We start from the raw sequence: 22,697 nt of genomic DNA on the forward strand, positions 1-22,697 counted from the left end.
CGCCGCACGGCCGCATCGCGGTCTGTTCAACGGTCAGACGCCGGGGTCGCGGCCGCCGGTTCCGCCCCTTCGCCGCAAGGTCACGATTCGGAGGCGTACTCGACAAGCCCGTGTGAGAGGCGTCACCCTGTCTCTCATCCACGCGGGGAGGCTTGGATGGGCAAGAGCCGCAGAACTGTTCCCGAGGAACTCTTGCTGCTCGCTTTGGACCCGACCACGGGTACCACGGCGCAGCCGCAGACCCTCGACCTCGGACTCGCCGGGGCGCAGCTCGTCGAGCTGTCCCTGGCCGGACGGATCGTACCGGAGGGCGACCGGATCGCCGTCGTGCTCGCACGGCCGACCGGCGACCCGACCCTTGACCACGCACTGGAGCTGCTGCGCCGACGCGGCAGCCCGGTCCGCGCGGCGCACTGGATCGGCGGGCCCCGACTGGGGCTTCGGCAGACGTACCTGGCACACCTGGAGCGCTGCGGCATGGTCACCGCCGTGCCCGGCCAGGTGTGCGGAGTGCTGCCGACGACCCGGTACCAGGCGTCCGACGACTGCACCAACGCCGCGATCAAGCAGCGGCTGGACACCGCGATCCGCACCGGCGTGCCGCCGGACCCGCGGACGGCCGCGCTCGCGGCCCTCGCCCACTCGGTGGGGCTGGGCAAGCACCTGTACCCGGGTAACGAGGGCCGGTCCTCGCGGTCTCGGCTGCGCGACCTGATCCGGTACGACCCGCTCGGCGGGATGGTCGCGCACGCCGTGATGGACGTACAGAACGGCCTGCCGGCGCAGCAGAACCGTCCTTCCCAGGCTTCCGGGGCCGGCACCGGCCGCTCCGGTGCCCGCGCGGCGGGCCGGGCCTCCGGCGGGCGGGTCTCCGCCCCTCGGGTCGGGGTCCGCTGATCCAGGCGGTCAGTTGATCCAGGCGGTCGGCTGATCCCGGTCGGCCGCTGACCACAACGACCCCCGGCGCGCCGAGTCCGACTCGCCGGCGAAACGTCCGACGGCGCACACCGTCCCGTCCGCGCCGCCCGAGGGCGGCGGGCGACCCGGCGCGCCACCCCGCACCACCCGTACTACCGGCACCACCGGCACCACCAGAAGCACGGAGGGGCGGTCGCCCCGCGACGCAAGTCGCCCGGCGACCGCCCCTCTGCCGTTCCCGGAGGCCCGTCGGGGCCTTCCGGAACCACCGGTCCGAATCGTCGAGCCGCATTACCACCTGGGGGCCTGCGCTGTCTCACAGAAGCGCTTTTCCGATGATCTGTTCTACCGCGCTGCTGTGATTCCCCGGCGCCGACCTGGCCCAAGGTGTCATGCTGCTCCAAGTCAGGGGGGTTGGTCCCAATGTCCGAAGTGTTCCGAGGGCTGCCGTTCCAACGATCACCAGAGGTCCGGCCGGAGGTCGACGTGTCCGCGAACATCAATCCCACCGTGCGTCGTCGGCGCCTCGGCTCGGAGCTGCGAAAACTCCGCGAAGGCCTCGGGATGACGGCGGAGGAGGTGGCCGGTCGGCTGATGGTCTCCCAGTCGAAGATCAGCCGGCTGGAGAACGGCCGTCGCAGCATCAGCCAGCGCGACGTGCGCGACCTCTGCGACGTCTACAACGTGTCCGACGAACAGATGCGCAGCAGCCTGATGGAGATGGCCAAGGAGTCCCGCCAGCGCGGCTGGTGGCACGACTTCAATGACATGCCGACCCCGTACAGCGTCTACATCGGCCTGGAGGCCGAGGCCTCCTCGATCCGCGCCTACGAGTCCTCCTTCATCCCGGGGCTGCTCCAGACCGAGCAGTACGCCCAGGCCGTGGTCGAGGGCACCCAGCCGGACACCGACGCGATCGCGGTGCAGCGCCGGGTGCAGGTACGGATGAAGCGCCAGGAGCGCGTCCACGGCGAGAACCAGCTCGGCAGCCTGTGGACCGTCATAGACGAGGCGGCGCTGCGCCGCGAGGTCGGCAGCCGGGAGATCATGGCCCGACAGCTCCAGCAGATGCTGGAACTCAGCCTGCGCCCGAACATCACCATCCAGGTGATCCCGTTCTCGCACGGCGCCCATCCCGGCATGACCGGGACATTCTCCCTGCTGGAGTTCCCGGAGTCAGCCGATTCCACGGTTGTCTACTTCGAAGGTGTGACGAGCGATCTCTACCTGGAGAAGGAGGCCGACGTGCGCCGCTATACCGGTCTGTACGACTACCTGAGAGCGGCCGCACTCGGTGTCGCGGAGAGCCGGTCGCTGATAGCCGACATCGAAAAGGGATACCACGAATGAGCACCCCCTCCGAGTACGGAACCCCCTGGCGCAAGAGCAGTCACAGTGGCGGCCAGGGCGCCTGTGTGGAGATCGCCGGACCTGCCGCCGGGGCGGTGGCGGTCCGGGACTCCAAGGACCCGCTCGGCCCGCAGCTGCGCTTCTCCACCGAGGCCTGGAACGCGTTCGCGTCGGCCGCGGCGGCGGGCGCCTTCGGCGAGGCCTGACCGGGATCCGTGCTCGGACGAGTTGCCCGTAGCGCTGTCCGTCGCCCCGAGCGGCGGCCGATGCTACGGGCAGCTGCCGTTTCCACGGCGTTCGTTCAGTGCACCACCGGGTACCGGACCGACCAGTTGACGCCCTCCGGGGTCTGCCGGTCGTGCAGTTCGGTGCCGTGCATCAGCTCCAGCGCGAAGTCGTCGGCGAGTTCGAGGATCGCGCCGCGTCCCTCCAGCCCCGCCAGCAGGCCCGGCGGCAGCGCGGTGTCGCCGTGCAGCACCCCGAGCAGGTTGCCGCAGATCGCGCCGGTGGAGTCGCTGTCCCCGGAGTGGTTGACCGCCAGCAGCAGGCCCGAGCGCACGTCGTGGGCGACCAGGGCGCAGTAGACCGCGATCGCCAGCGCCTCCTCGGCGACCCAGCCCTCCCCCAGCGCCTCGACCCGCTCGGCGGACGGCTCGCCGGCCCGGACGGCGTCCAGCGCGGCCCTCAGCGCGGCCGTGGTCTCCTCGTGCGCCTGCCGCTCGGACAGCAGCGCCAGCGCGAGGTGGACGCCCTCCTCCAGGGTTCCGCCGCGGGCCACCGACTGGACGATCACCGCGAACGCGCCCGCCGCCAGGTAGCCGGTCGGGTGGCCGTGGGTGAGCACCGAGCACTCCACCGCGAGCTGGAAGACCAGGCCCGGTTCCCAGGTGGTGAGCAGTCCGAACGGCGCCGCCCGCACCACCGTGCCGCAGCCCTTGGAGTGCGGGTTCTTGGGCCGCTCCAGGGTGCCGAGCCGCTCGCCGTCCGGCCCGGTCAGGCCGGTGAGGCAGCCCTGGCCGGGGGCGCGCTGGGCGTACAGCCACTCCTCGCGGCCGAGCCAGCCGAGGTCGGGGCGGCGCTCGTCCGGGCCCCAGTCGCGCTGGGTGGCGGCCCAGCGCAGGTAGGCCAGGTGCAGGTCGGTGGGCGGGTGCCAGCTGCCGGTGTCGCGCCGGATGTGGGCCCGGATCAGGCCGTCCACGGTGAACAGGCTGAGCTGGGTGTCGTCGGTGACGGCGCCGGTGCGCCCGTAGGCGGGGACGTAGCCGGTGACGCCCCGTGGGCCGTACTGGGCCCGGATCTTCTCCAGCGACTCGAACTCGACGCCGGCGCCGAGCGCGTCACCGATGGCACCGCCGAGCAGGCAGCCCCGCACCCGGCTGCGGAAGTCCTGCTGCTGGGCTCGTGACCACAGGGGCATCACGACGGGGCGCCTTTCGTCGGGGTCGGGGGGGCGGGTCCGCGCGACGCACGGCCGCCGCGCGCCCTGGCACTGTATTCGAAGGCGCGAGCGAAACGACGGCGTCCCTCGCACTTCGGTTCCCCGCCCCGGCCGCCGTCCCCGCCCCGGCCGCCGTCCCCGCCCCGGCCGCCGTCCCCGCCCCGGCCGCCGTCTCCACGACGGCCGGGGTCCCGCGGTCGGCCTGGGCCGGCCCTAATCCAGCACCGGCAGCAGCTCCGGCAGGTGCCCGTCCGAGGCCAGCGCCGCCGCGCGCCGCTCGGCCGGCACCTCGCCGTAGAGGGTGGTGCGCTGGCGGTGGGGGCGGCCCGCGGCCTCGGCGATCGCCTGGAGGTCGCGCACCGACTTGTAGCTGCCGTACGCCGAGCCTGCCATCCGCGAGATGGTCTCCTCCATCAGCGTGCCGCCCAGGTCGTTGGCGCCCGAGCGGAGCATCTCGGCCGCGCCCTCCGCGCCCAGCTTCACCCAGCTGGTCTGGATGTTGGGAATGTGCGGGTGCAGCAGCAGCCGGGCCATGGCGACCACGGCGCGGTTGTCCCGGGCGGTCGGGCCGGGGCGGGCGATGCCGGCCAGGTAGACCGGGGCGTTGGTGTGGATGAACGGGAGGGTGACGAACTCGGTGAAACCACCGGTGCGCTGCTGGATGTCGGCGAGCAGCCGCAGGTGGCCGAGCCAGTGCTTCGGGGTGTCCACGTGCCCGTACATCATCGTGGACGAGGAGCGGATGCCCAGCTCGTGCGCGGTGGTGACCACCTCGACCCAGGTCGCGGCCGGCAGTTTGCCCTTGGTGAGCACCCAGCGGACCTCGTCGTCCAGGATCTCGGCGGCGGTGCCCGGGATGGTGTCCAGGCCGGACTCCTTGGCCCGCTGCAGCCAGTCGCGGATCGAGAGCCCGGTCCGGGTAGCGCCGTTGACCACCTCCATCGGGGAGAACGCGTGCACGTGGATGCCGGGCACCCGTTCCTTCACCGCGCGGGCGATGTCGAAGTAGGCGGTGCCGGGCAGGTCCGGGTGGATGCCGCCCTGCATGCACACCTCGGTGGCGCCCACCTCCCAGGCCTGCGCGGCCCGTTCGGCGACCTGTTCCAGGGAGAGGGTGTAGGCGTCGGCGTCGGTGCGGCGCTGGGCGAAGGCGCAGAAGCGGCAGCCGGTGTAGCAGACGTTGGTGAAGTTGATGTTCCGGGTGACGCAGTAGGTGACGTCGTCCCCGACCGCGTCCCGGCGGACGTCGTCGGCGATCCGGCACAGGGCGTCCAGAGCCGGGCCGTCCGCGTGGAACAGGGCCAGCGCGTGGTCGTCGGTGAGCTCGGTCGGGTCGTCGGCGGCCACCGCCAGGGCCTCGCGCAGGTCGCCCGCGAGGCGCTCGGGCGCGCCCTTCGCGAGCACCTGCTCGCGCAGCACCTCCCAATCGCCGTACACGTCCTCGAAGTCGGCCCGGCGGTCGCCGGTGCGGCCCTCGGTGTCGACGGCGGTGTGCAGGTCGGTCCGCCCGTACGACTCCGGGAGGTCCTCGGGCTCCTGCCAGGGGCGGCCCTCGACCACCGCGTCCGGGTTCGCCAGGCCGGTGGCCGGGTCGGCCAGGGCGCGCACGTGCGGCATCACCCGCGGGTCCAGCCAGGGTTCGCCGCGCAGCACGTACTCGGGGTAGACGGCGAGTCGTTCGCGTAGTTCGAAGCCGGCCGCGGCCGAGCGCTCGGCGAGGCGGTCGATCTGCGGCCAGGGGCGCTCGGGGTTGACGTGGTCCGGGGTCAGCGGGGAGACGCCGCCCCAGTCGTCGATGCCGGCCGCGATCAGCCGCTCGTACTCACCGTCCACCAGGTTCGGCGGCGCCTGCAGGCACGCCTTCGGGCCGAGCAGGTGGCGGGCCACCGCCACCGTGGCCACCAGCTCGTCCAGTTCGGCGTCCGGCATGCCGCGCATCGCGGTGTCCGGCTTGGCGCGGAAGTTCTGCAGGATCAGTTCCTGGACGCCGTGGTACGCCCGGGAGACCTTGCGCAGCGCGAACAGCGACTCGGCGCGCTCCTGGTACGTCTCGCCGATGCCGATCAGCAGGCCGCTGGTGAACGGGACGGAGCTGCGGCCGGCGTCCTCCAACACCCGCAGCCGGACGGCCGGTTCCTTGTCCGGGGAGCCGAAGTGCGGGCCGCCGGGCTCGCTCCACAGCCGGGTGGCGGTGGTCTCCAGCATCATCCCCATCGAGGCGGAGACCGGCTTCAGCCGCTGGAAGTCCGTCCAGCTCAGCACCCCGGGGTTGAGGTGCGGCAGCAGGCCGGTCTCCTCCAGGATGCGGATGGACATCGCCCGCACGTAGGCGATGGTGTCGTCGTAGCCGTGCGCGTCCAGCCACTCGCGGGCCTCGGGCCAGCGGTCCTCGGGCTTGTCGCCGAGCGTGATCAGGGCTTCCTTGCAGCCGAGTTCGGCCCCGCGCCGGGCCACCTCCAGCACCTCGTCCGGGGACATGAACATCCCGTGCCCGGCCCGGCGCAGCTTGCCGGGGACGGTGGCGAAGGTGCAGTAGTGGCACTTGTCGCGGCAGAGCCGGGTGAGCGGGATGAAGACACTCTTGGAGTAGGTGATGACGCCGGGACGGCCTGCCGCCTCCAGCCCGGCGTCGCGCACCCGGGCGGCACCGGCGCACAGGTCGCGCAGGTCCTCGCCTCTGGCCTGGAGCAGCACGGCCGCCTCGGTCACGTCGAGGGCCACGCCGTCCCGGGCGCGGCGCAGGGCGCGCCGCATCGCGTTCGCGGTCGGAGGGGTGTTTGCGTCCACGGCGGTTCCGTCCATGGCGCGACCCTACGCCAGGTGTCGTACGTTCGGATGAGCCAACCCTGAGGCTTCTCAGGGTCGATGTACCCACCAGGTTCACCCCGATCTGGCCCTGCAGGGCGATGACGGCGTGGCGGCGCCCGCCTCTAATGGAAGGACAGTGCCAAGCGCAGAGGTTCGCAGAGGAGTTGAGGACGCCATGACCAATGACACGGCGGCGGGGGACCAGCAGGACGGCGGAGTGCCGCTCCGTTCACGGCGGCGCACCCTGGTACGGGCCGGGGTCCCGCTGGCGGTGGCCGCGGTGATCGCCACCGGGGTCGGACTGGTGCCCGCGCTGGCCGCCGACTCCCCGCCCGACCTGCCGGCCGTCTCGGCGGAGGCGCTGGTGGCCAAGGCGCTCGGCTCCGACACCCAGACGCTGTCCGGGACGGTGTCGGTCTCGACCGACCTCGGGCTGCCCAGCCAGCTGCTGAGCGGGGCCGGCGGTCTCGCCGCGGCGGCCGTACACGGCGGCGAACAGGGCAAGGGCTCCTCGGCGGACCCGCAGACCAAGCTGCTCGGCCTGCTCGGCGGGGACCAGACCCTGCGGGTCGCGGTGGACGGGCCGGACCGCCAGCGGGTGGACCTGATGGAGAACATGGCGGGCTACACCCTGGTCCGCAACGGCGACCAGAGCTGGGCCTGGGACAGCTCGACCAACAGCGCGGTGCACCTGACCGGGCGTCCGGCGGGCGAGCACCAGCCCAAGGCGCCGCTGACCGGGGTGCCGACCACCCCGCAGGAGGCCGCCAAGCAGTTCCTGACCGAGAGCGCCGGCACCACCTCCGTCACCGTGGCCGGGACGGCCACCGTGGCCGGGCAGAAGGCGTACCAGCTGAGCGTCAAGCCGACCCAGTCCGGCTCGACCGTCGCCGAGGTGCGGATCTCGGTGGCCGCCGACAACGGCGTGCCGCTCGCGGTGGTGGTGAAGTCCACCGACGGCTCCACCGTGCTGGACGTCCACTTCACCGAGGTGTCCTTCGCCAAGCCGGCCGCCAAGACCTTCGACTTCACGGTACCCAAGGGCGCCAAGGTGACGGAGCAGAAGGCGGACGACCCGGCCAAGGGCCACGCCGGCAAGGGCGAGGCCGCCAAGGGCGAGGCCGCCAAGGGTGAGGCCGCCAAGGACCACGGCGGCGTGAACGTGATCGGCGAGGGCTGGACGGCCGTGGTCTCCGCGCAGCTGCCCAGCAGCGTCGAGACGCCGAAGGGCGCGGACAACGGCAAGCAGGGCAAGCACCACGGCCAGCCGGTGAACCCGCTGGCGCTGGTGAAGTCGCTCGGCAAGCCGGTCGGCGGCGGCACGCTGATCAGCACCAAGGTCGTCAACGTCCTGCTCACCGACGACGGCCGGGTCTTCGCCGGCGCGGTGACCCTGCCGGTCCTGCAGCACGCCGCCGGGGTGAACTGACGGATGTCCAAGGCTCCCGTAACGGGGGACGTTACGGAGTCGGCCGGGGGTCCGGGCGCCGCGCCGCGCCCGGCCCCCGCTCCTTCCGCTCCGCCCGCTCCCCCTGCCTCCCCGACCGACGACGTGATCAGAACCCGCGGCCTGACCAAGCGCTTCCGCGGTGGCCAGCTCGCCGTGGACGGCCTGGACCTGGCCGTGCCGCGCGGCTCGGTGTTCGGCTTCCTCGGCCCCAACGGCTCCGGCAAGACCACCACCATCCGGATGCTGATGGGCCTGATCGCCCCCACCTCCGGCGTGGCCACCGTGCTCGGCGAGTCGATGCCGCAGTCCGTCGCCTCCGTGCTGCCCCGGGTGGGCGCGCTGATCGAGGGCCCGGCGCTGTACGGGTTCCTCTCCGGCCGGGACAACCTGGTCCGCTTCGACTCCGCCGACCCGACCGCCGACCCGCGCACCCGCCGGCAGCGGGTGGACACCGCGCTGGAGCGGGTCGGCCTGAGCGCCGCGGCCGGCAAGAAGGCCCGCGCCTACTCCCTGGGCATGAAGCAGCGCCTGGGCCTGGCCTCCGCGCTGCTGCAACCGCGCGAGCTGCTGGTGCTGGACGAGCCGACCAACGGCCTGGACCCGCAGGGCATGCGGGAGATCCGGGCGCTGGTGCGGGAGGTCGCGGCGGAGGGCACCACGGTGTTCCTCTCCTCGCACCTGCTGGACGAGATCGAGCAGGTCTGCACCCACGCGGCGGTGATGTCCCGGGGCCGGCTGGTGGTGCAGGGCACCGTCGCCGAGCTGGCCGCCCGGGCCCAGGGCCGGCTGGTGGTCCGCACCCCCGACGTGGCGCAGGCCGCCAAGGTGCTGGCCGCCCACCAGGTGGGTTCGCTGGTGCCCGGCGAGGGCCGGGTGGACGGCGAGCTGGACGCCCAGGGCGGCGACGAGGTGCTGCCCGAACTGTGCGCGGCGCTGGTCGAGGCCGGGGTGCGGGTTCACGGATTCGGGCTGGAGCGGGGCACGTTGGAGGACGCCTTCGTGGCGATGACCGGGGAGGGCTTCGATGTCGCAGGCTGAGGCGCTGCCGGTGGCCGGGCGTCGGCCGCAGACCGCGGCCGGGTTCCTGGCGCTGTTCCGCAACGAGCTGCACCTGACCTTCCGCCGGCTGCGCACCAAGGTGCTGCTGGGCATCCTGGCGGTGCTGCCGATCCTGATCGGCGTGGTGGTCAAGCTCAACACCGACAGCCCGCACGACGGCGGCGGCGGGCCGAGCTTCATCGCGCAGACGACCCAGAACGGGCTGTTCCTGGTGTTCACCGCGCTGGCGGTGGCACTGCCGGTCTTCCTCCCGATGACGGTCGGGGTGGTGGCCGGGGACTCGGTCGCCGGCGAGGCGGCCACCGGGACGCTGCGCTACCTGCTGGTCGCCCCGGCCGGGCGGACCAGGCTGCTGGCCGCCAAGTTCACCGCCGGGCTGGTGTTCTGCCTGGCCGCGACGGCGGCGGTCGCGCTGTCGGCGCTGGCCACCGGGGCCGCGCTGTTCCCGCTCGGCGAGGTCACGATGATCTCCGGGGACACCATCGGCTTCTCCGACGCGCTGCTGCGGGCGGTGCTGGTGGCCGGGGTGGTCGCGCTCTCGCTGGCCGGGCTGGTGGCGATCGGGCTGTTCGTCTCGACCCTCACCGGCAGCGGCATCGCGGCGATGGCCGCGACCGTCGGCCTGGTGATCACCGTGCAGATCCTGGACGCCTTCCCGCAGCTGGACGCGATCCGGCCGTTCCTGTTCACCCACTACTGGATGAACTTCTCCGACCTGCTGCGCGAACCGATGTACTGGGACGGCGTGTGGAAGGACCTCGGTCTGCAGGCCGCCTACGTCGCCGTGTTCGGCTCGGCGGCCTGGTCACGGTTCACCAGCCGCGACATCAGCGCGTGAGCGGCGTCAGCGCGTGAGCCGCATCAGCGCGTGACGGTTTCCTTGCGGGTCTCCACCGGGGCGGGCTGCGGAACGGCCGCGGCCCGCCCCGCGCGGTCGGCCCGCACCTGGCGCAGCGCGTCCCAGGTGAGCAGCGCGAGCGCGGCCCAGACCAGGGCGAAGCCGGCCCAGCGCGCGGGCGGCATCGACTCGTGGAAGACGGCGACGCCGATCAGGAACTGGAACACCGGCGCCAGGTACTGCAGCAGCCCGAGCACGGTCAGCGGCACCCGCACCGCCGCCGTGCCGAAGAACAGCAGCGGGATCGCGGTGATCACGCCGCTGAGCATCAGCAGCGCCGAGTGCCCCCAGCCGTACGAGCCGGGCACGGTGTGCCCGAAGGTGCCGTGCCCGCTGACCTCCAGGTAGATCAGGTAGCCGAGGGCGAAGGGGAACATGAAGGCGCTCTCCGCCGCCAGGCTCTCCAGCCCGCTCAGCCCGACCTGCTTCTTCAGCAGGCCGTAGGTGGCGAAGGAGAGCGCCAGGACGAGCGCGATCCAGGGCAGCTGCCCGTAGGCGACGGTCAGGACCGCGACGGCGGCGGCGCCGATGCCGACGGCCGTCCACTGGGCGCCGCGCAGCCGCTCCTTGAGCACCAGGACGCCGAAGCCGATGGTGACCAGGGGGTTGATGAAGTAGCCGAGGCTGGTCTCCACCACGTGACCGTTGTTGACGGCCCAGATGTAGACGCCCCAGTTGACGGAGATCACCGTGGCCGCACCGGCCAGCATGGCGAGTCGGCGGGGCTGGCGCAGCAGCGGGCGTATCCAGCTCCAGTGCCGCTGGGCGACCAGCATCAGCACCACGGCGACCAGGGACCAGACCATCCGGTTGGCCAGGATGTCGTCGGCGGCGCCGGGCTCCAGCAGCGGCCAGAACAGCGGGAAGAGCCCCCAGATGCCGTAGGCCGCCATGCCGTACCAGAGGCCTCGGCCGCTGTCCTGCTGGGTTGTCTGTGGCATGGCCGAGTGCCCTCCCGCGCGCGCAATGTATCGAGGTGACGGTAGCGGGCGGGAGGGCGGGCTGTCATCTCCGTTTTCGCATTTTGGTCATGACATTGCTTGAATGCTGGACGAGTCCCGGCCTTTTCGCAGGTCAGACGGTTGCCTCATGCACCCGGCGCGGCGCGGACGGACTCGGCCAGTGGGACGGTCGGGCGGCCGATCAGCCGGGCCAGGTCGCCGGTGCGCAGGGCCAGCTCGCCCCTGGCGACGGCCGCGTCGGTGCCCGCGAGGAGTGCGACGGGCGGCCTACCGCTCCTTGATCAGCGCTTCCAGTCCGTCCAGCACCCGGCCCAGCCCGAAGGCGTACGCGTGCTCCGGGCTGTACGCGCCGGCGTGCGCCTGCCCGGCGGCGGCGCCGACGCGGGCGGCGACCGGGTAGCGCTCGGCGTCGAAGACCCGGGCGAGCAGCTCGGCATTGGCCTCCCACCACTGGGAGTCGGTCAGCGCGCTGTCCTGCTGGGCGGCGCGCTCGTCGGCGGCCATCCGGGCGCAGGTCTGGACGAAGCCGAGCAGGTGGGTCAGCGCGGCGTCCAGCTCGACGTCCGGCAGGCCGGTGCCCTCGAAGGCGCGCAGCTCGTACTCGTACTTGCCCATCAGGCCGGGGCCGAGCGGCGGGCGGCTGGTGGAGACGGCGGCGACCCAGGGGTGGGCGCCGAACAGCGCCCGGTTGTCGTCGGCGACGGCGGTGACCCTGGCCCGCCAGCCCGCGTCGGCCGGGGCGCTGCGGGGCATCGTGGCGTAGACGGTGTCCAGCATCAGGTCGAGCAGCTCGGCCTTGCCGGGAACGTAGGTGTAGAGCGCCATCGGGGACAGCCCGAGCTCCTGGGCGACCCGGCGCATGGTGACGGCGTCCACGCCCTCGGCGTCGGCCAGCGCGATCGCCGTGGCGGCGATCTCAGCGGTCGAGCGGGCCTGCTTCGGGCCGCGCCGGCCGGGCTTCTCCTCGGCGGTCAGCCCCCAGAGCAGGGCGAGGGTGCGCGCCGGATCTCCTGCGCTGCTGCGGTCCGTGGCCATGGGACGGATCCTTTCACGGCGCGGGCCTCGGCAGCCGTGGGCGGCTACCGTCTCCCCCATGACCAGCGCTGAGCCACTCCCCGGCACGGACACCACCCAGGCCCTCCGGCCCCGGGTCACCTGCCGCCGCTGCCACCGGCCGCTGCACGACCCGGAGTCGCGGATGCTGCGGCTGGGGCCGGAGTGCCGCGACCCGGCGGAGCGGGTCGCGCGGTTCGAGGTGGACCAGGAAACGCTGCCGGGCGTCTGAGGCCTGTCCGGCCTAGGCCCGCCCGAAGAGACGGCGGATCAGGCCGGGGCGGGGCTCGGGCCGCTGCGGCGCGCTCGGCTCCACCGGTTCCTTCTGCTCGGCGTTCTCGACGCTCTCGGCGTCCCGCCCGTCCGCCTCCGCCAGCAGGTGCCGGGCGAGGTCGCGGTCGGCCGGGTCCGTCCACGGCGCGGCGAGCACCAGGGCGGCGAACGAGCGCTGGATCGTCACCACCCGGCTGCGGCGCGCCCGGGCGCCGTACTCCAGCCGCCGGTGCAGCAGCCCGGCGATGTCGGCCCGGCTGTCCGGGTGCGTCCAGCCGATCGCGACCAGGGCGAAGCCGGCCGCCTCGACCACCCAGTCCTCGGGCCCGAGCAGCAGGTCGCGCAGCACCCGGCGGCGCTCCGAGCCCTCCCACGGCTGGTCGGTGCGGTGGTGGGCGATGCCGAGGCAGGCGAAGGCCTGGACGGCGCGCACCCACAGTTCGGGCTGGTGGGCGAGCAGGGCGCGGCCGAGGTCGTCCTCGCGGGGCAGCGGCGGGTGGACCAGTACACCGAGCAGTTCCTCCAGCGGCAGTCCGGCCAGCCGGACGGCGTGGTCGTAGGCGGCGGGGATGGTCGGCCAGACGATCTCGGCGGTGGCGCGGAAGAGTTCGGCGCTCGAAGCGGCGGGCGGGGCGACGGCCGGGCGCGGGTCGGTGCCGTCCCAGGACCAGATCCGGGTGGTGGGCTCGGTCAGCGGCAGCCGGGGGTCGGGCTCGCCGACGGACTGATAGGACACGGTGGCGCGCGGCAGGGCGAGGTGGACGGCCAGCAGCGAGCTGGGCGGCTCGACGGCGGAGGCGGTGCAGTCGATCTCGGTGTCACGGCCGGTGCCGTCGGCGCCGAGCACCCGGTGCAGCACGTTGACGGTCGCCTCGGTGGCGCCGGAGACCATGCCGAGCCAGGGCTCGCGGTGGCTGAGCCGCTCCAGCAGGTCCTGGGCGTACTCGTGGTCGGGGTGGGCGCGGTGGTGGTCGGCCAGGCCGAGCAGGTGCACCGGGTCCCCGTCGAGGGCGTGGCGCAGCCCGTACCGGGCCGGGGCGGCCTTGGGGTGGTCGGGCGCGGTGGCGAGCACCCGATCCAGCCAGGGCAGGCCGTCGGCCGGGCGGCCGAGGGTGCCGTACAGCTCGGCCACGTCGACGGCGAGGTAGCTGCTGGAGTTGTCCTTCTGCGGCGCCTCCCGGCCCAGTTCGGCCTCCCAGACGGCGAGCGCCGCCTCGGGCCGCCCGTCGGAGCGCAGGGCGTTGCCGAGCATCACGGAGGGGAGGTAGCCGGGGGCCGCCCGGTGGGCCCGTTCGGCGAGTTCGACGGCCCGGGCGGTGGCGCCGAGGCGGCGGGTCAGGCCGGAGGCCATCGCCAGCAGCAGCGCGTGCTCGCCGTTGCGGGCCAGTACGGCCCGGACGAACTCCTCGAAGGGCCGTACGGCGTCGGCGAGTTCGGCGGGCAGCGGGTCGGGCAGGGCGCCGGCGGCGCGGGCCGCCGCCTGGGCGACGGCGTCCGGGTCGACCAGGGCGGGCAGGTCCTCGCGGGCGAGCCAGGCGGCGTGCGCCCAGGGGCGGGCCGGCTCGTACTGGATCGCCGAGGCGAGCAGGCCGACGGCGGTGTCCCAGTCCCCGGCGGCGGCCTCCACGTGGGCGCGGCAGGCGACGGTGCCGAGGTAGACCTCGCCGTCCAGCGGGAACAGCTCGCGCGCCGCCGCCGGGCCGCCCGCCGCCGCGCACAACTCGGCCAGCGCCTCGTGCAGTTCGGGCAGTTGGGGGTCGGAGAGGATGGCGTCGGCGAGGTGGTCGGCGGCGTGGGTGAGGTCCCCGGAGTCGATCGCCAGCCGGGCGACGGCCACCTCGCCCTCGGCCGCCAGCCGCTCGTCGCCCTCGTCGTCGGTGTGCGCCATCGCCCTGCCCCCCGGTCGCGCCGTGATCACTCGTTCCCCGTGCGCGGACGAGGCTATCCGGTGCGCCTGACCGTCGGATGATCACCCTGGGTTGAACGGAGCGCCAACTCCTTGATCGGATACGACGCTTACGAGTGGTTTAGACCTCGAAAAAGTTCAGATCCCGGATGTCGCCCAGCACGATGGCCCCGGTGCTTCGAGAGCGAAGCACCGTTCACCGACGACCCGTTGAGGACATGATGAAGCTTTCCCGCGTGCTGTCCGCAGCCGCCTCGGCCGCCGTTCTGAGCACCCTCTTCCTGGCCGGACCGGCGGCCACCCGGGCCGCCGCCGCAGGCTCCTTCGTGGTCGGCGAGGCCCAGTTCAACCAGATGTTCCCGAACCGGAACCCCTTCTACACGTACCAGGGCCTGACCAACGCCCTGAGCGCCTACCCCGGCTTCACCAAGACCGGCGACGACGCCACCCGCAAGCGCGAGGCGGCCGCCTTCCTCGCCAACGTCAGCCACGAGACCGTCGGCCTGAAGTACGTCGTCGAGCAGAACACCGCCAACTACAGCCACTACTGCGACACCACCCAGCCGTACGGCTGCCCCGCCGGAACCTCCGCGTACTACGGCCGAGGGCCGCTGCAGCTCAGCTGGAACTTCAACTACAAGGCCGCGGGCGACGCCCTGCACATCGACCTGCTGCACGACCCGTACAAGGTGGAGAAGGACCCGACCGTCGCCTGGCAGACCGCCCTCTGGTTCTGGGACAGCCAGAAGGGTGCCGGGACGATGACCCCGCACGACGCCGTCGTCGACAACCGGGGCTTCGGCGAGACCATCCGCAGCATCAACGGCGACCTGGAGTGCAACGGCAAGAACCCGGACGAGCGCAACGACCGGATCAACCTGTTCAGGAAGTTCGTCGGCGTGCTGGGCACGAACGTGGGCGGCGGCAACATCTCCTGCTGATCCCTCCCGGTGCCCCGGAGCAGGAAGTCGGCCGGGCCGACTTCCTGCTCCACACGTCTCCGTACGGATCCGCCGCACCCGACGGTCCGAGCAAAACCGCTCGCACCGGCGGCGCTCCGCCTGCCACCATCCGAACGTGACGACGCTGTTCCTGATGGTCGGCCTGCCCGGGGCCGGGAAGACCACCGAGGCCCGCCGGCTCGCCGAGCAGCACCGGGCGATCAGGCTGAGCCCGGACGAGTGGATGATCCCGCTGTTCGGCGGGCTGGAGGCGGACGGCAAACGTGACGTGCTGGAGGGGCGGCTGCTGACGCTCGCCCTGGAGGCCCTGCGGGCGGGCGCCGACGTGGTGGTGGACTTCGGCTGCTGGGGCCGGGACGAACGCTCCGCGATCCGCTGGCTGGCGGAGTCGGTCGGCGCGTCCTGCCGGATGCGCTACCTCCCGGTCGACCCGGACACCCAGCGCGCCCGCATCGCCCACCGCTGGGCGACGACCCCGCACGAGACCCTCCCGATGACCGAGGCCGACATCCTGGACGGACACGCCCACTTCGAGGAACCGGACGCGGCGGAACTGGCGGGCCGGGACCTCGACGCGGCCCCGCCCGGCTGGGCCGACTGGCGCGCCTGGGCCGCTGAGCGCTGGCCGTCCTTCGCCTGACAGCTGGGCGGGACCGTCAGTGCTGCGGGGCGGAGGACGTCCTGGACGATCTCGTCGAAGGTCCGGCAGGTGCAGCGGTCGGCGATGCTAGGCCACCGCCCCGACCGGCATCGGGATGAACCGTCAAGTTGACCAGGCACTAAGGGACCCGGCTTGTGGGTAGGGCGCGGCTGGCTGTCGCGTGGCCTCCCACGTCTGAGAGCTGCCGTGAGGCCGGCTCTGGGACGCATGACTGACGCCCCGCTGTCCACGCAACGGCGCCGCGAGCGGCGATGTTGCGGGAGCTGTTGTAGTCCGCGTGCATCATGACGCCGCAGGCGCGGCACGCGAACTCTGCCCTTGCGGTAGGAGCGCAGGGTTTCGAGCGCATCCGGCGAACACGCGAACCGCACGCCCTTGAGCCGTCCGGAAGTGGTCCAGATGCTCACGGTCCGCGCGTCCAGCTGCCAGCTCAGGCACCGGTCGCCGTAAGGCTGGGCCGCCTCGGGCCGGAAGGCGACCGGCTTGGACTCGGCCTTGACGCGACACTTGCTCCCCGGCTTGCCGAGGTTCCCAGCCCGAATGCTCGCCTTCAGCACGGTGTAGGCGTCACGAACCTTCTTGATCACATGCTGCGCGGCCTGCGCCCCGAGCCCACGGGCCTTCAGCTCGGCGTAGGTGTGCTTGCGCAGCTCGTACTCACGCGGAACCCCGCGCTCATAAGCGACACCGGACACCCAGCACGCCGCCTCGTTGACCGCGCGCAGGGTGCACTCCAGAGCCGACGCCTGATCAGGCGTCGGCAGGAGTTTCACCCGCGTCACCGTCTTCATACCGGCAACCTGCAAGGAGGCACTGACAACGCCCACCCAAGCGATGACGCAAAGAACTCCGTCGCTTCGCGGCTCCGGGCCAAGGATGCGATTCCTCCCGCCCCTAAAGGGCAAGGCCATGCCGAACCGCCCCTGATCAGCCCGGCCGCCGCCTCGGGGTGATCACCCATCAGCGGCAGGGCGGACGAACTCGCCGCCGCCCGGCTACCGTTGCTCCGCATGACCCACACCGAGCCCGAGATCACCGCGGAGTTGGTCCGGCAGCTGCTGCGCGACCAGCACCCCGACCTGGCCGACCGCCCCGTGCGGCTCGGCGCGCGCGGCTGGGACAACCAGCTGTGGCGACTGGGCGAGGACCTCGCCGTCCGGCTGCCCTGGGCCACGAAGGGCGCGGACGCGCTGCTGCGCAAGGAACACGCCTGGCTGCCCGACCTCGCGCCGCGCCTTCCGCTGCCCGTCCCGGTGCCGCAGCGCCTCGGCGAGCCCTCCGAGCGGTTCCCGCGCCCGTGGCTCGTCACCACCTGGGTGCCGGGTGCGCCCGCCGACCGTGAGCCCGCCACCCGCGCCGAGGCGGCGGCCGACGCCCTGGCCGCCTTCCTGACCGCCCTGCACCGCCCCGCCCCCGCCGGAGCCCCCGTCGGCCGTGGCCGCGGCGGGCCGCCGGCCGACCACGCCGAGGGGTTCGACCGGCAGCTCGCCGAGGCCGTCGACCTGGGGCTGATCCCCGACCCGGACGCCGTCCGCGCCGTCTGGGCCGACGCCGTGGCCGCGCCGCCGTGGTCGGGGCCGGCGGTGTGGCTGCACGCCGACCTGCATCCGGCCAACGTCCTCACCGCCGACGGCACCATCTGCGGCGTGATCGACTTCGGCGACCTCTGCGCGGGCGATCCGGCCTGCGACCTCGCCGCCGCATGGGTCCTGCTGCCGGACGACGCCCGCGACCGCTTCCACGCGGCCTACCGGCCGACCCCGGACGTCGCGACCCTGCGCCGCGCCCGCGGCTGGGCGGTGCTGGGCGCCCTCAGTGGCCTCCGGATCGGGGAGGCCGGCCTGCGCGGCCTCCCCGGCGGCAAAGCCAGCTGGGGGCCTCCCGCCCGTGCCGCCCTGCGGCGCCTGACTCACTCGTTCGAGTGAGTATCGCGGCTGGTGGCGGAGATCTGTAGCAGGCTCCTCCTCGCGACTGACGAACCGTCAGTCACGACGGCGAACCCCACGGAGAATCCCATGGCCAACTACCCGAAGGACTTCCGGTACTCCAAGGACCACGAGTGGGTGCATCCCCAGACGGGAGGCAAGGCGCGTGTCGGCATCACCGAATTCGCCCAGAGGCAGCTGGGCGACATCGTCTTCGTCGAACTGCCCAAGGTGGGAGACAAGTTCGAGGCCAACAGGCCGTTCGGTTCGGTGGAGTCGGTCAAGGCGGTGAGCGAGCTCTACGCTCCGGCGGCCGGGACGGTCTCCGCGATCAACGACGGCCTGAACGACGAACCCGAGCTGATCAACACCGACGCCCACTACGACGGATGGATCATCGAGCTCAAGCTGACCAAGGCCGCCGAGCTGGACACCCTGCTCTCGGCCGACGAGTACGAGGCCTACCTCGCCGAGGAGCCGGCGTAACCGCCGCCCGGCCCTCCTCGCGTGGCACCCGCCGCGAGGAGGGCCGGGCGCGCACGGCTGCCCATCAGGGCGCATCGGTGCGGCGCAGGTCGTAGAGGTACGACTTGCCGGCCTTCCAGCTGCGCCAGGGGCCGAGGGGCGGGAACGCCTCCTGCCCGGCCCGCCCGAGCAGCGGCCAGCCGTTGCCGATCCCGTCGGCGCCGACGGTGCACCAGCCCCGCTCGGGCAGCCAGCGGCACCACACGTCCAGGTCCACCCGCTTGAACGACGGCCTGCCGTTGAACTCGCCGTCCTGACGGAAGCGGTAGACCAGGCCGTCCAGCCGGCGCACGAACTCGAAGGACACGGCGACTCCCCCAGCCTGACATCGGAGACGGACCCTTTCGCCGGACCATCCTCCCGGCCGCGCCGCGCCTGGCGCACCTGAATATTTCAGGACGAGAAATATTCGTGCGGACTGCCGTGTTCCGGTTGGTGTCCGCGCGGGAGGTCCGCGCAAGGCTGGAAGGAGTACAGCGCCGTGCGCGTCGAAGTGTGGAGCGACATCAACTGCCCGTGGTGCTACATCGGCAAGGCCCGGTTCGAGCAGGCCTTGGAGCACTTCCCGCACCGCGAGGAGGTGGAGGTCGTCCACCGCTCCTTCGAGCTGGACCCGCACGCACCGCGCGAGGCCCGTCCGGTCATCCCACTGCTCGCCACCAAGTACGGGATGAGCCTGGAGCAGGCCGAGGCGGCGGAGGCCCGGATCGCCGAGAACGCGCGCGGCGAGGGGCTGCCGTACCTGGACGACGGGCGCGACGCGGCGAACTCCTTCGACATGCACCGCCTGCTGCACTTCGCCAAGGAGCACGGCCGGCAGGGACAGCTGCTGGACGCGCTGTACCGGGCCAACTTCGCCGAGGAACGCTCCGCGTTCGAGGACGGGCGGCTGGTCGAACTGGCCGTCGAGGCGGGCCTGGACGGCGAGGCGGCGGCTACCGTGCTGGCCGACCCGGAGGCGTACGCGGAGGCCGTGCGCGAGGACGAGGCGACGGCCGGCGCGATGGGGGCGACGGGGGTGCCGTTCTTCGTCCTGGACCGGCGGCTCGGCGTCTCGGGCGCCCAGCCTGCGGAAACGTTCCTGCGGGCGCTGGAACAGGCCTGGGAGAGCCGGGTGGCGGTGCCGTTGGTACCCCTCAAGCCCGCGAACTGAGGGGTTCGGAGCAGGAAGTCGGACCGGCCGGCTTCCTGCTCCGGGGCCGGTCGGCTCACTGGGCGCGCCAGCGGTGGGCGTAGGTGATGTGCAGGCTCCCCGGGATGCCCTTGGCCGCGTGGCCGGAGGCGAGGGTGACGCAGCAGTGCGCGTCGGGCCGCCGGGCGGCGCGCCAGCCGGGAGCCTCGCGGCTGAACCCGTGGAGCTGGGAGCCCGTCCAGCGGAAGGCGGTGAGGCTGCCGGTGACGACGAGCGTGTGGGCCGCACCGGTGAAGCGGAGCTGGTCGCGGAAGCCCGTGAAGTTGTGGCGGTCGTAGTCGATGGCCTCCTCGGACGGGAAGTCGGTGGCCGGGAGGTCGACGGTGTGCGGAATCCCGGCGCCCAGGCGGGCCCGGACCTCCTTCCAGCGGGACGGCGGGAAGCCGAGGCTGTGGTGGACGAGCAGGAGGTCCGACCGGTCCTCGGACGGGACGTCGGGCAGACCGGTCGGGCCGGTGTTCGCGCGTAGCGGCAGGTGGACGAGGGAGCGCCGAGAGCGGGCGGCCAGGGCCCAGACGGTGGCGAGGTCCTCGGCCCCCTGCCGGTCGACGTGCAACTCCGCGAACCAGCTGCCCGGGCCCGCGTAGAGGGAGGCGCCGGCGGTCTGCCGGGCCGAAGTGATCACCCGGTATTCGTCCCGGCCGAGGCGGACCCGGTGGATCTTCGTTCTCAGTCTCACCGGCTTGTCGTACCGGAGACCGGGGCGGGCTGTCCTGCGGATTTCTAGTTCCGCACCAGGCAACGTTCATGGACAAGCACGCCGCTGACGAACGCCTTCGCGAGGTCGTTGCCAGGGCCAACAAGTCGAGCTGTTCTTCTCCACCCTGACCCGGCGTCTACTACGCCGCGGCCAGTTCGCCTCCCGCGACGAACCGGCCGCGGCCATCGACACCTTCGTCTTGGCCTACGACGAACACGACGCCGGGCCCTACCGCTGGACCTACGACGGCAGCCCACTCAAAGCCGTATGAACCCCCGAAGGATCAACGCGGCGCCGCACTAGTGCTGGAAGAGTACTTCCGGATTGTCCGCCGTGGGGCCGTCCAGCAGCGGACTGTCGCTCCCCTTCAGCGTCTTATCGAAGAACGCCGTCACGTACTCGCGGGTGATCGCCGCCCCTCGTTCCGGTGAGAGGGGCGACGCCGACGGGAACCCGGCCTGCTCCCGGAGCATGTCCTGGTCGGCGAAGCTGAAGTGGTCGGCGCCGGCGACCGTCAGCCACTTCTTGTAGCCGCCGAGGGCGTCCCATGCCTGCTTCCACACGATGTCGTCGCCGCCGTCGCCGGGCGTGTGGCCGTCGGCCCTGCCCAGCATGAGGAACGGCCGGTTGATCTGGCCGGGCGTCGGGGCCGGGAAGAAGGTGCCGTCCATGTCGACCCCGGCCCCTACACGCGGGTCGGCGATCATCGTGGCGGCCGCCGTCGCTCCGCCGAGGGAGTGTCCGGCCATGCCGATCTCGTGCTTGTCGATGAGGTGGGCCAGGCGCCACGCGGTGTTGCCGTGCGTCAACTGGTCGATCACGAAGGACACGTCCTTCGCGCGGCTGGCGGTTTCGGCGTTGAAGTCGATCGTTTCCGGGTGGTCGCAGATCGCGCACGGCGGCGTCTGGCCGTTCGCCAGCGTCTCGCCGGTGTCCTCGTAGGTGTGGCCGACGAGCGCGACGACGTAGCCGTGACTGGCCAGCTCAGTCGCGAGCGAGGTGAGCATCATGCGCGGGTTCTCGGCCGCAGCTGAGAGGACCACCAGCGGATGCTTGCCGCGCTGCGGCCGCGCGCCGTCGAAGGCGTGAGTGGTGACGCTGGAAAGGGTCTGCGGGGTGAGGCCTGAGCTCGCCGGCATGGGCCGATGCTGAAGGATTCCGGCTGCCTCGGCTTCGGTCATGTAAGGGGCCGGGGTCCCGGTCCCGGGGACGGCGGGGTAGATCATCGTGACGGTCAGTTGGCGGGGACCGGACGACGGCACCCATGGGTCGAGGCGGTTCTCGTCGGTGAGGTGGATGATCTCCTCGCCGGCGGCGTAGGGGCCGGTCGGCGCGGGGAGCGTGCCGTGGAAGGACCGCGTGGGCGCGGTGGCCGTGGCCGTAGCCGTAGCCGGTGCGGTGTCGAACGCGTGCGTGGCCACCGGTGTGGCCGACGGTGTGGTCGTGGCGGCGAACCCGGCGCCGGTTCCGGCGACGAGGGCGGCGAGCGCCAGCACCGCGACAGCACTGATACGGCGATTGCGTTTCATCCTGCCGGCCGGGCAGGGGCGGCCGGCGGCGTTCGAGTGTCGATCGGTCATGGCCCCACGATGTCGCACCGGGCGGCGCCGGGTCGGCAGTGTGAACCCACCGGCCGGACGGGGGGTAAACCCTACCCCCGCGAGGTACCGGAGTCATATCCCGGGACTATGTCGTGCGGCGCGGGGTTCCCTTCGCCGGCATCGTCGAGCGCCACCTTCGCCTGGGCCTACGACGAACACGACGCCAAGCCCTACCGCTGGACCTACGACGGCAGCCCACTCAAAGCCGCTTGAACCCCCGAAGGATCAACGCGGCGCTGCACTAGTCGTAGAAGAATTGGCGGAGGTCCTCGACCGAGCCGGGGCCGGTGACGAAGCCCTCGAACCGGACGACCGCGCCGGGCGGCGGTGGGCCGTCGGCGGAGGGCCGCCGCAGCCAGAGCTCGCCCTGCTCGCCTACCGCGTAGACGGCGGAGAGCAGTTCGGCCATGCCCGCCGGGCGGGGCGGGGTGGCGCCGACGACGGGTACGAGCTCCCAGCCGCCGGCCCGGGCGGCGAGGCGGAGCACGCCCGCCCAGGTGGCGAGGCGGCAGAGCCGGGCGCTCAGGGAGAGTTCAGTGCCCGGGTCCGGGTATCCGAATCCGATGGTGGCGGCGGCGATGTCGTCCATCACCTGGCGCTCAAGAGGGGTGCGGGTCCAACGACCCTCCTGGGCGTCCTCGATGGCGGCGTGCCACCACTCCCAGGCGTCGTGCAGGCGGGTCGCGTACTCGTCGTCCATGCGGCCAGGCTAGTGGGCGCGGGGGTTGAGGCGGGTGGCGAGCCAGGGGGAGTTACGGCCGGCGGCCTCGCGGTAGGCGATGCGCTGGACGGCGAAGAGCAGGCGGTAGAGGTTGAGGGCGGTGTCGGAGTCGTCGGCGGCGAAGCCCAGGCGGAAGACGAACGATTCGAGGTCGGGCCAGTCGAAGTCGTCGGGGACGGGCGGGGTGACGGTGGTGGCAGCGAGCGTGTTGAAGGCGGCAGCGACGGCGTAGTGCGTCGCGGCGAGGGCGTTGGCGACGGCCGGGTCGGGGTCGGACATGTCAGGTCTCCTCTTC

The 22,697-nt window shown here is 72.7% G+C and carries 23 protein-coding genes and 1 pseudogene; 12 read left to right on the forward strand and 12 right to left on the reverse strand.

The window, feature by feature from the left end:
• Positions 1–156 precede the first annotated feature (156 nt).
• From ACIRYZ_RS15625 to ACIRYZ_RS15635, 3 genes are all read left to right on the forward strand, one after another.
• Positions 157–897, forward strand: coding sequence for a GPP34 family phosphoprotein (locus ACIRYZ_RS15625; RefSeq protein ID WP_402944118.1), 741 nt, complete (start codon positions 157–159; stop codon positions 895–897).
• Positions 898–1,404: 507 nt separating this feature from the next.
• Positions 1,405–2,268: a helix-turn-helix domain-containing protein gene (locus ACIRYZ_RS15630; RefSeq protein ID WP_380611856.1), complete on the forward strand. Its 864-nt coding sequence runs from the start codon at positions 1,405–1,407 to the stop codon at positions 2,266–2,268.
• A complete protein-coding gene (locus ACIRYZ_RS15635) occupies positions 2,265–2,474 on the forward strand; it encodes a DUF397 domain-containing protein (RefSeq protein ID WP_393027053.1) in 210 nt (69 codons plus the stop codon). The genes ACIRYZ_RS15630 and ACIRYZ_RS15635 overlap by 4 nt, the downstream gene beginning before the upstream one ends.
• 95 nt (positions 2,475–2,569) lie before the next feature.
• On the opposite strand, the gene ACIRYZ_RS15640 is transcribed toward ACIRYZ_RS15635, so the two are convergent.
• Together ACIRYZ_RS15640 and ACIRYZ_RS15645 are read right to left on the reverse strand one after the other, a co-directional pair.
• The gene (locus tag ACIRYZ_RS15640) at positions 2,570–3,685 is read right to left on the reverse strand and encodes an ADP-ribosylglycohydrolase family protein (protein ID WP_393027246.1); all 1,116 of its coding nucleotides are present in this window, start codon (positions 3,683–3,685) and stop codon (positions 2,570–2,572) included.
• A gap of 234 nt (positions 3,686–3,919) precedes the next feature.
• Complete coding sequence (locus tag ACIRYZ_RS15645) at positions 3,920–6,508, reverse strand: bifunctional FO biosynthesis protein CofGH (RefSeq protein ID WP_402944121.1); 2,589 nt, start codon at positions 6,506–6,508, stop codon at positions 3,920–3,922.
• 181 nt (positions 6,509–6,689) lie between these two features.
• On the opposite strand from ACIRYZ_RS15645, the gene ACIRYZ_RS15650 reads away from it, so the two are divergent.
• The 3 genes from ACIRYZ_RS15650 to ACIRYZ_RS15660 are packed head-to-tail and all read left to right on the forward strand — an operon-like array spanning position 6,690 to position 9,861.
• Positions 6,690–7,943 carry an outer membrane lipoprotein carrier protein LolA gene (locus ACIRYZ_RS15650; protein WP_402944123.1) on the forward strand — a complete coding sequence of 418 codons (1,254 nt, stop codon included), beginning with the start codon at positions 6,690–6,692 and terminating at the stop codon, positions 7,941–7,943.
• Between the two features lie 3 nt (positions 7,944–7,946).
• Positions 7,947–9,002 (forward strand): ABC transporter ATP-binding protein, encoded by a 1,056-nt coding sequence (locus tag ACIRYZ_RS15655; protein WP_402944125.1) that lies wholly within the window; start codon positions 7,947–7,949, stop codon positions 9,000–9,002.
• Positions 8,989–9,861, forward strand: a complete 873-nt coding sequence (locus ACIRYZ_RS15660; RefSeq protein ID WP_402944127.1) for an ABC transporter permease — start codon at positions 8,989–8,991, stop codon at positions 9,859–9,861. The genes ACIRYZ_RS15655 and ACIRYZ_RS15660 overlap by 14 nt, the downstream gene beginning before the upstream one ends.
• A gap of 23 nt (positions 9,862–9,884) precedes the next feature.
• Here the strand turns inward: ACIRYZ_RS15660 and rarD are convergent, their stop codons facing one another.
• Together rarD and ACIRYZ_RS15670 are read right to left on the reverse strand one after the other, a co-directional pair.
• Positions 9,885–10,862 (reverse strand): EamA family transporter RarD, encoded by a 978-nt coding sequence (rarD, locus tag ACIRYZ_RS15665; RefSeq protein WP_402944128.1) that lies wholly within the window; start codon positions 10,860–10,862, stop codon positions 9,885–9,887.
• A gap of 288 nt (positions 10,863–11,150) precedes the next feature.
• Positions 11,151–11,918 carry a TetR/AcrR family transcriptional regulator gene (locus ACIRYZ_RS15670; RefSeq protein ID WP_402944130.1) on the reverse strand — a complete coding sequence of 256 codons (768 nt, stop codon included), beginning with the start codon at positions 11,916–11,918 and terminating at the stop codon, positions 11,151–11,153.
• 58 nt (positions 11,919–11,976) lie between these two features.
• On the opposite strand from ACIRYZ_RS15670, the gene ACIRYZ_RS15675 reads away from it, so the two are divergent.
• Positions 11,977–12,168 carry a DUF6011 domain-containing protein gene (locus ACIRYZ_RS15675; RefSeq protein WP_393027039.1) on the forward strand — a complete coding sequence of 64 codons (192 nt, stop codon included), beginning with the start codon at positions 11,977–11,979 and terminating at the stop codon, positions 12,166–12,168.
• Positions 12,169–12,180: 12 nt separating this feature from the next.
• On the opposite strand, the gene ACIRYZ_RS15680 is transcribed toward ACIRYZ_RS15675, so the two are convergent.
• Positions 12,181–14,097: a tetratricopeptide repeat protein gene (locus tag ACIRYZ_RS15680; RefSeq protein ID WP_402944133.1), complete on the reverse strand. Its 1,917-nt coding sequence runs from the start codon at positions 14,095–14,097 to the stop codon at positions 12,181–12,183.
• A gap of 236 nt (positions 14,098–14,333) precedes the next feature.
• Here ACIRYZ_RS15680 and ACIRYZ_RS15685 point away from each other — a divergent pair, with 236 nt between their 5' ends.
• On the forward strand, positions 14,334–15,056 hold the full coding sequence (locus ACIRYZ_RS15685; protein ID WP_402944134.1) for a chitinase: 723 nt from the start codon (positions 14,334–14,336) through the stop codon (positions 15,054–15,056).
• 136 nt (positions 15,057–15,192) lie between these two features.
• Positions 15,193–15,717: an AAA family ATPase gene (locus tag ACIRYZ_RS15690; RefSeq protein ID WP_402944136.1), complete on the forward strand. Its 525-nt coding sequence runs from the start codon at positions 15,193–15,195 to the stop codon at positions 15,715–15,717.
• Positions 15,718–15,856: 139 nt separating this feature from the next.
• Here the strand turns inward: ACIRYZ_RS15690 and ACIRYZ_RS15695 are convergent, their stop codons facing one another.
• Positions 15,857–16,087 (reverse strand): zinc ribbon domain-containing protein, encoded by a 231-nt coding sequence (locus tag ACIRYZ_RS15695; protein WP_402944139.1) that lies wholly within the window; start codon positions 16,085–16,087, stop codon positions 15,857–15,859.
• Positions 16,053–16,529, reverse strand: a pseudogene (locus ACIRYZ_RS15700) (RNA-guided endonuclease TnpB family protein); the annotation flags it as partial. The pseudogene ACIRYZ_RS15700 and the gene ACIRYZ_RS15695, both read right to left, overlap by 35 nt.
• A 219-nt stretch (positions 16,530–16,748) precedes the next feature.
• On the opposite strand from ACIRYZ_RS15700, the gene ACIRYZ_RS15705 reads away from it, so the two are divergent.
• Together ACIRYZ_RS15705 and gcvH are read left to right on the forward strand one after the other, a co-directional pair.
• Complete coding sequence (locus tag ACIRYZ_RS15705; RefSeq protein WP_402944141.1) at positions 16,749–17,663, forward strand: aminoglycoside phosphotransferase family protein; 915 nt, start codon at positions 16,749–16,751, stop codon at positions 17,661–17,663.
• A gap of 90 nt (positions 17,664–17,753) precedes the next feature.
• Positions 17,754–18,149, forward strand: a complete 396-nt coding sequence (gene gcvH / locus ACIRYZ_RS15710; protein WP_402944143.1) for a glycine cleavage system protein GcvH — start codon at positions 17,754–17,756, stop codon at positions 18,147–18,149.
• Between the two features lie 64 nt (positions 18,150–18,213).
• Here gcvH and ACIRYZ_RS15715 read toward each other — a convergent pair whose 3' ends face one another.
• Positions 18,214–18,495: a hypothetical protein gene (locus ACIRYZ_RS15715; RefSeq protein ID WP_402944146.1), complete on the reverse strand. Its 282-nt coding sequence runs from the start codon at positions 18,493–18,495 to the stop codon at positions 18,214–18,216.
• A 174-nt stretch (positions 18,496–18,669) separates the two neighbouring features.
• Between ACIRYZ_RS15715 and ACIRYZ_RS15720 the strand changes: the two genes are divergently transcribed.
• Positions 18,670–19,341, forward strand: a complete 672-nt coding sequence (locus ACIRYZ_RS15720; RefSeq protein WP_402944148.1) for a DsbA family oxidoreductase — start codon at positions 18,670–18,672, stop codon at positions 19,339–19,341.
• Positions 19,342–19,396: 55 nt separating this feature from the next.
• Here ACIRYZ_RS15720 and ACIRYZ_RS15725 read toward each other — a convergent pair whose 3' ends face one another.
• The 4 genes from ACIRYZ_RS15725 to ACIRYZ_RS15740 form a co-directional block, all read right to left on the reverse strand.
• Entirely contained in the window at positions 19,397–20,059 is a 663-nt protein-coding gene (locus ACIRYZ_RS15725) for a hypothetical protein (protein WP_402944151.1), read from the reverse strand.
• A gap of 320 nt (positions 20,060–20,379) precedes the next feature.
• A complete protein-coding gene (locus tag ACIRYZ_RS15730; RefSeq protein WP_402944153.1) occupies positions 20,380–21,576 on the reverse strand; it encodes an alpha/beta hydrolase family protein in 1,197 nt (398 codons plus the stop codon).
• 346 nt (positions 21,577–21,922) lie between these two features.
• The gene (locus ACIRYZ_RS15735) at positions 21,923–22,381 is read right to left on the reverse strand and encodes a hypothetical protein (protein ID WP_402944155.1); all 459 of its coding nucleotides are present in this window, start codon (positions 22,379–22,381) and stop codon (positions 21,923–21,925) included.
• 9 nt (positions 22,382–22,390) lie between these two features.
• Entirely contained in the window at positions 22,391–22,681 is a 291-nt protein-coding gene (locus tag ACIRYZ_RS15740; protein ID WP_402944158.1) for a hypothetical protein, read from the reverse strand.
• Between the last annotated feature and the right edge of the window lie 16 nt (positions 22,682–22,697).

The sequence above is a fragment of the Kitasatospora sp. NPDC101155 genome, assembly GCF_044768305.1.
Lineage (GTDB): Bacteria > Actinomycetota > Actinomycetes > Streptomycetales > Streptomycetaceae > Kitasatospora.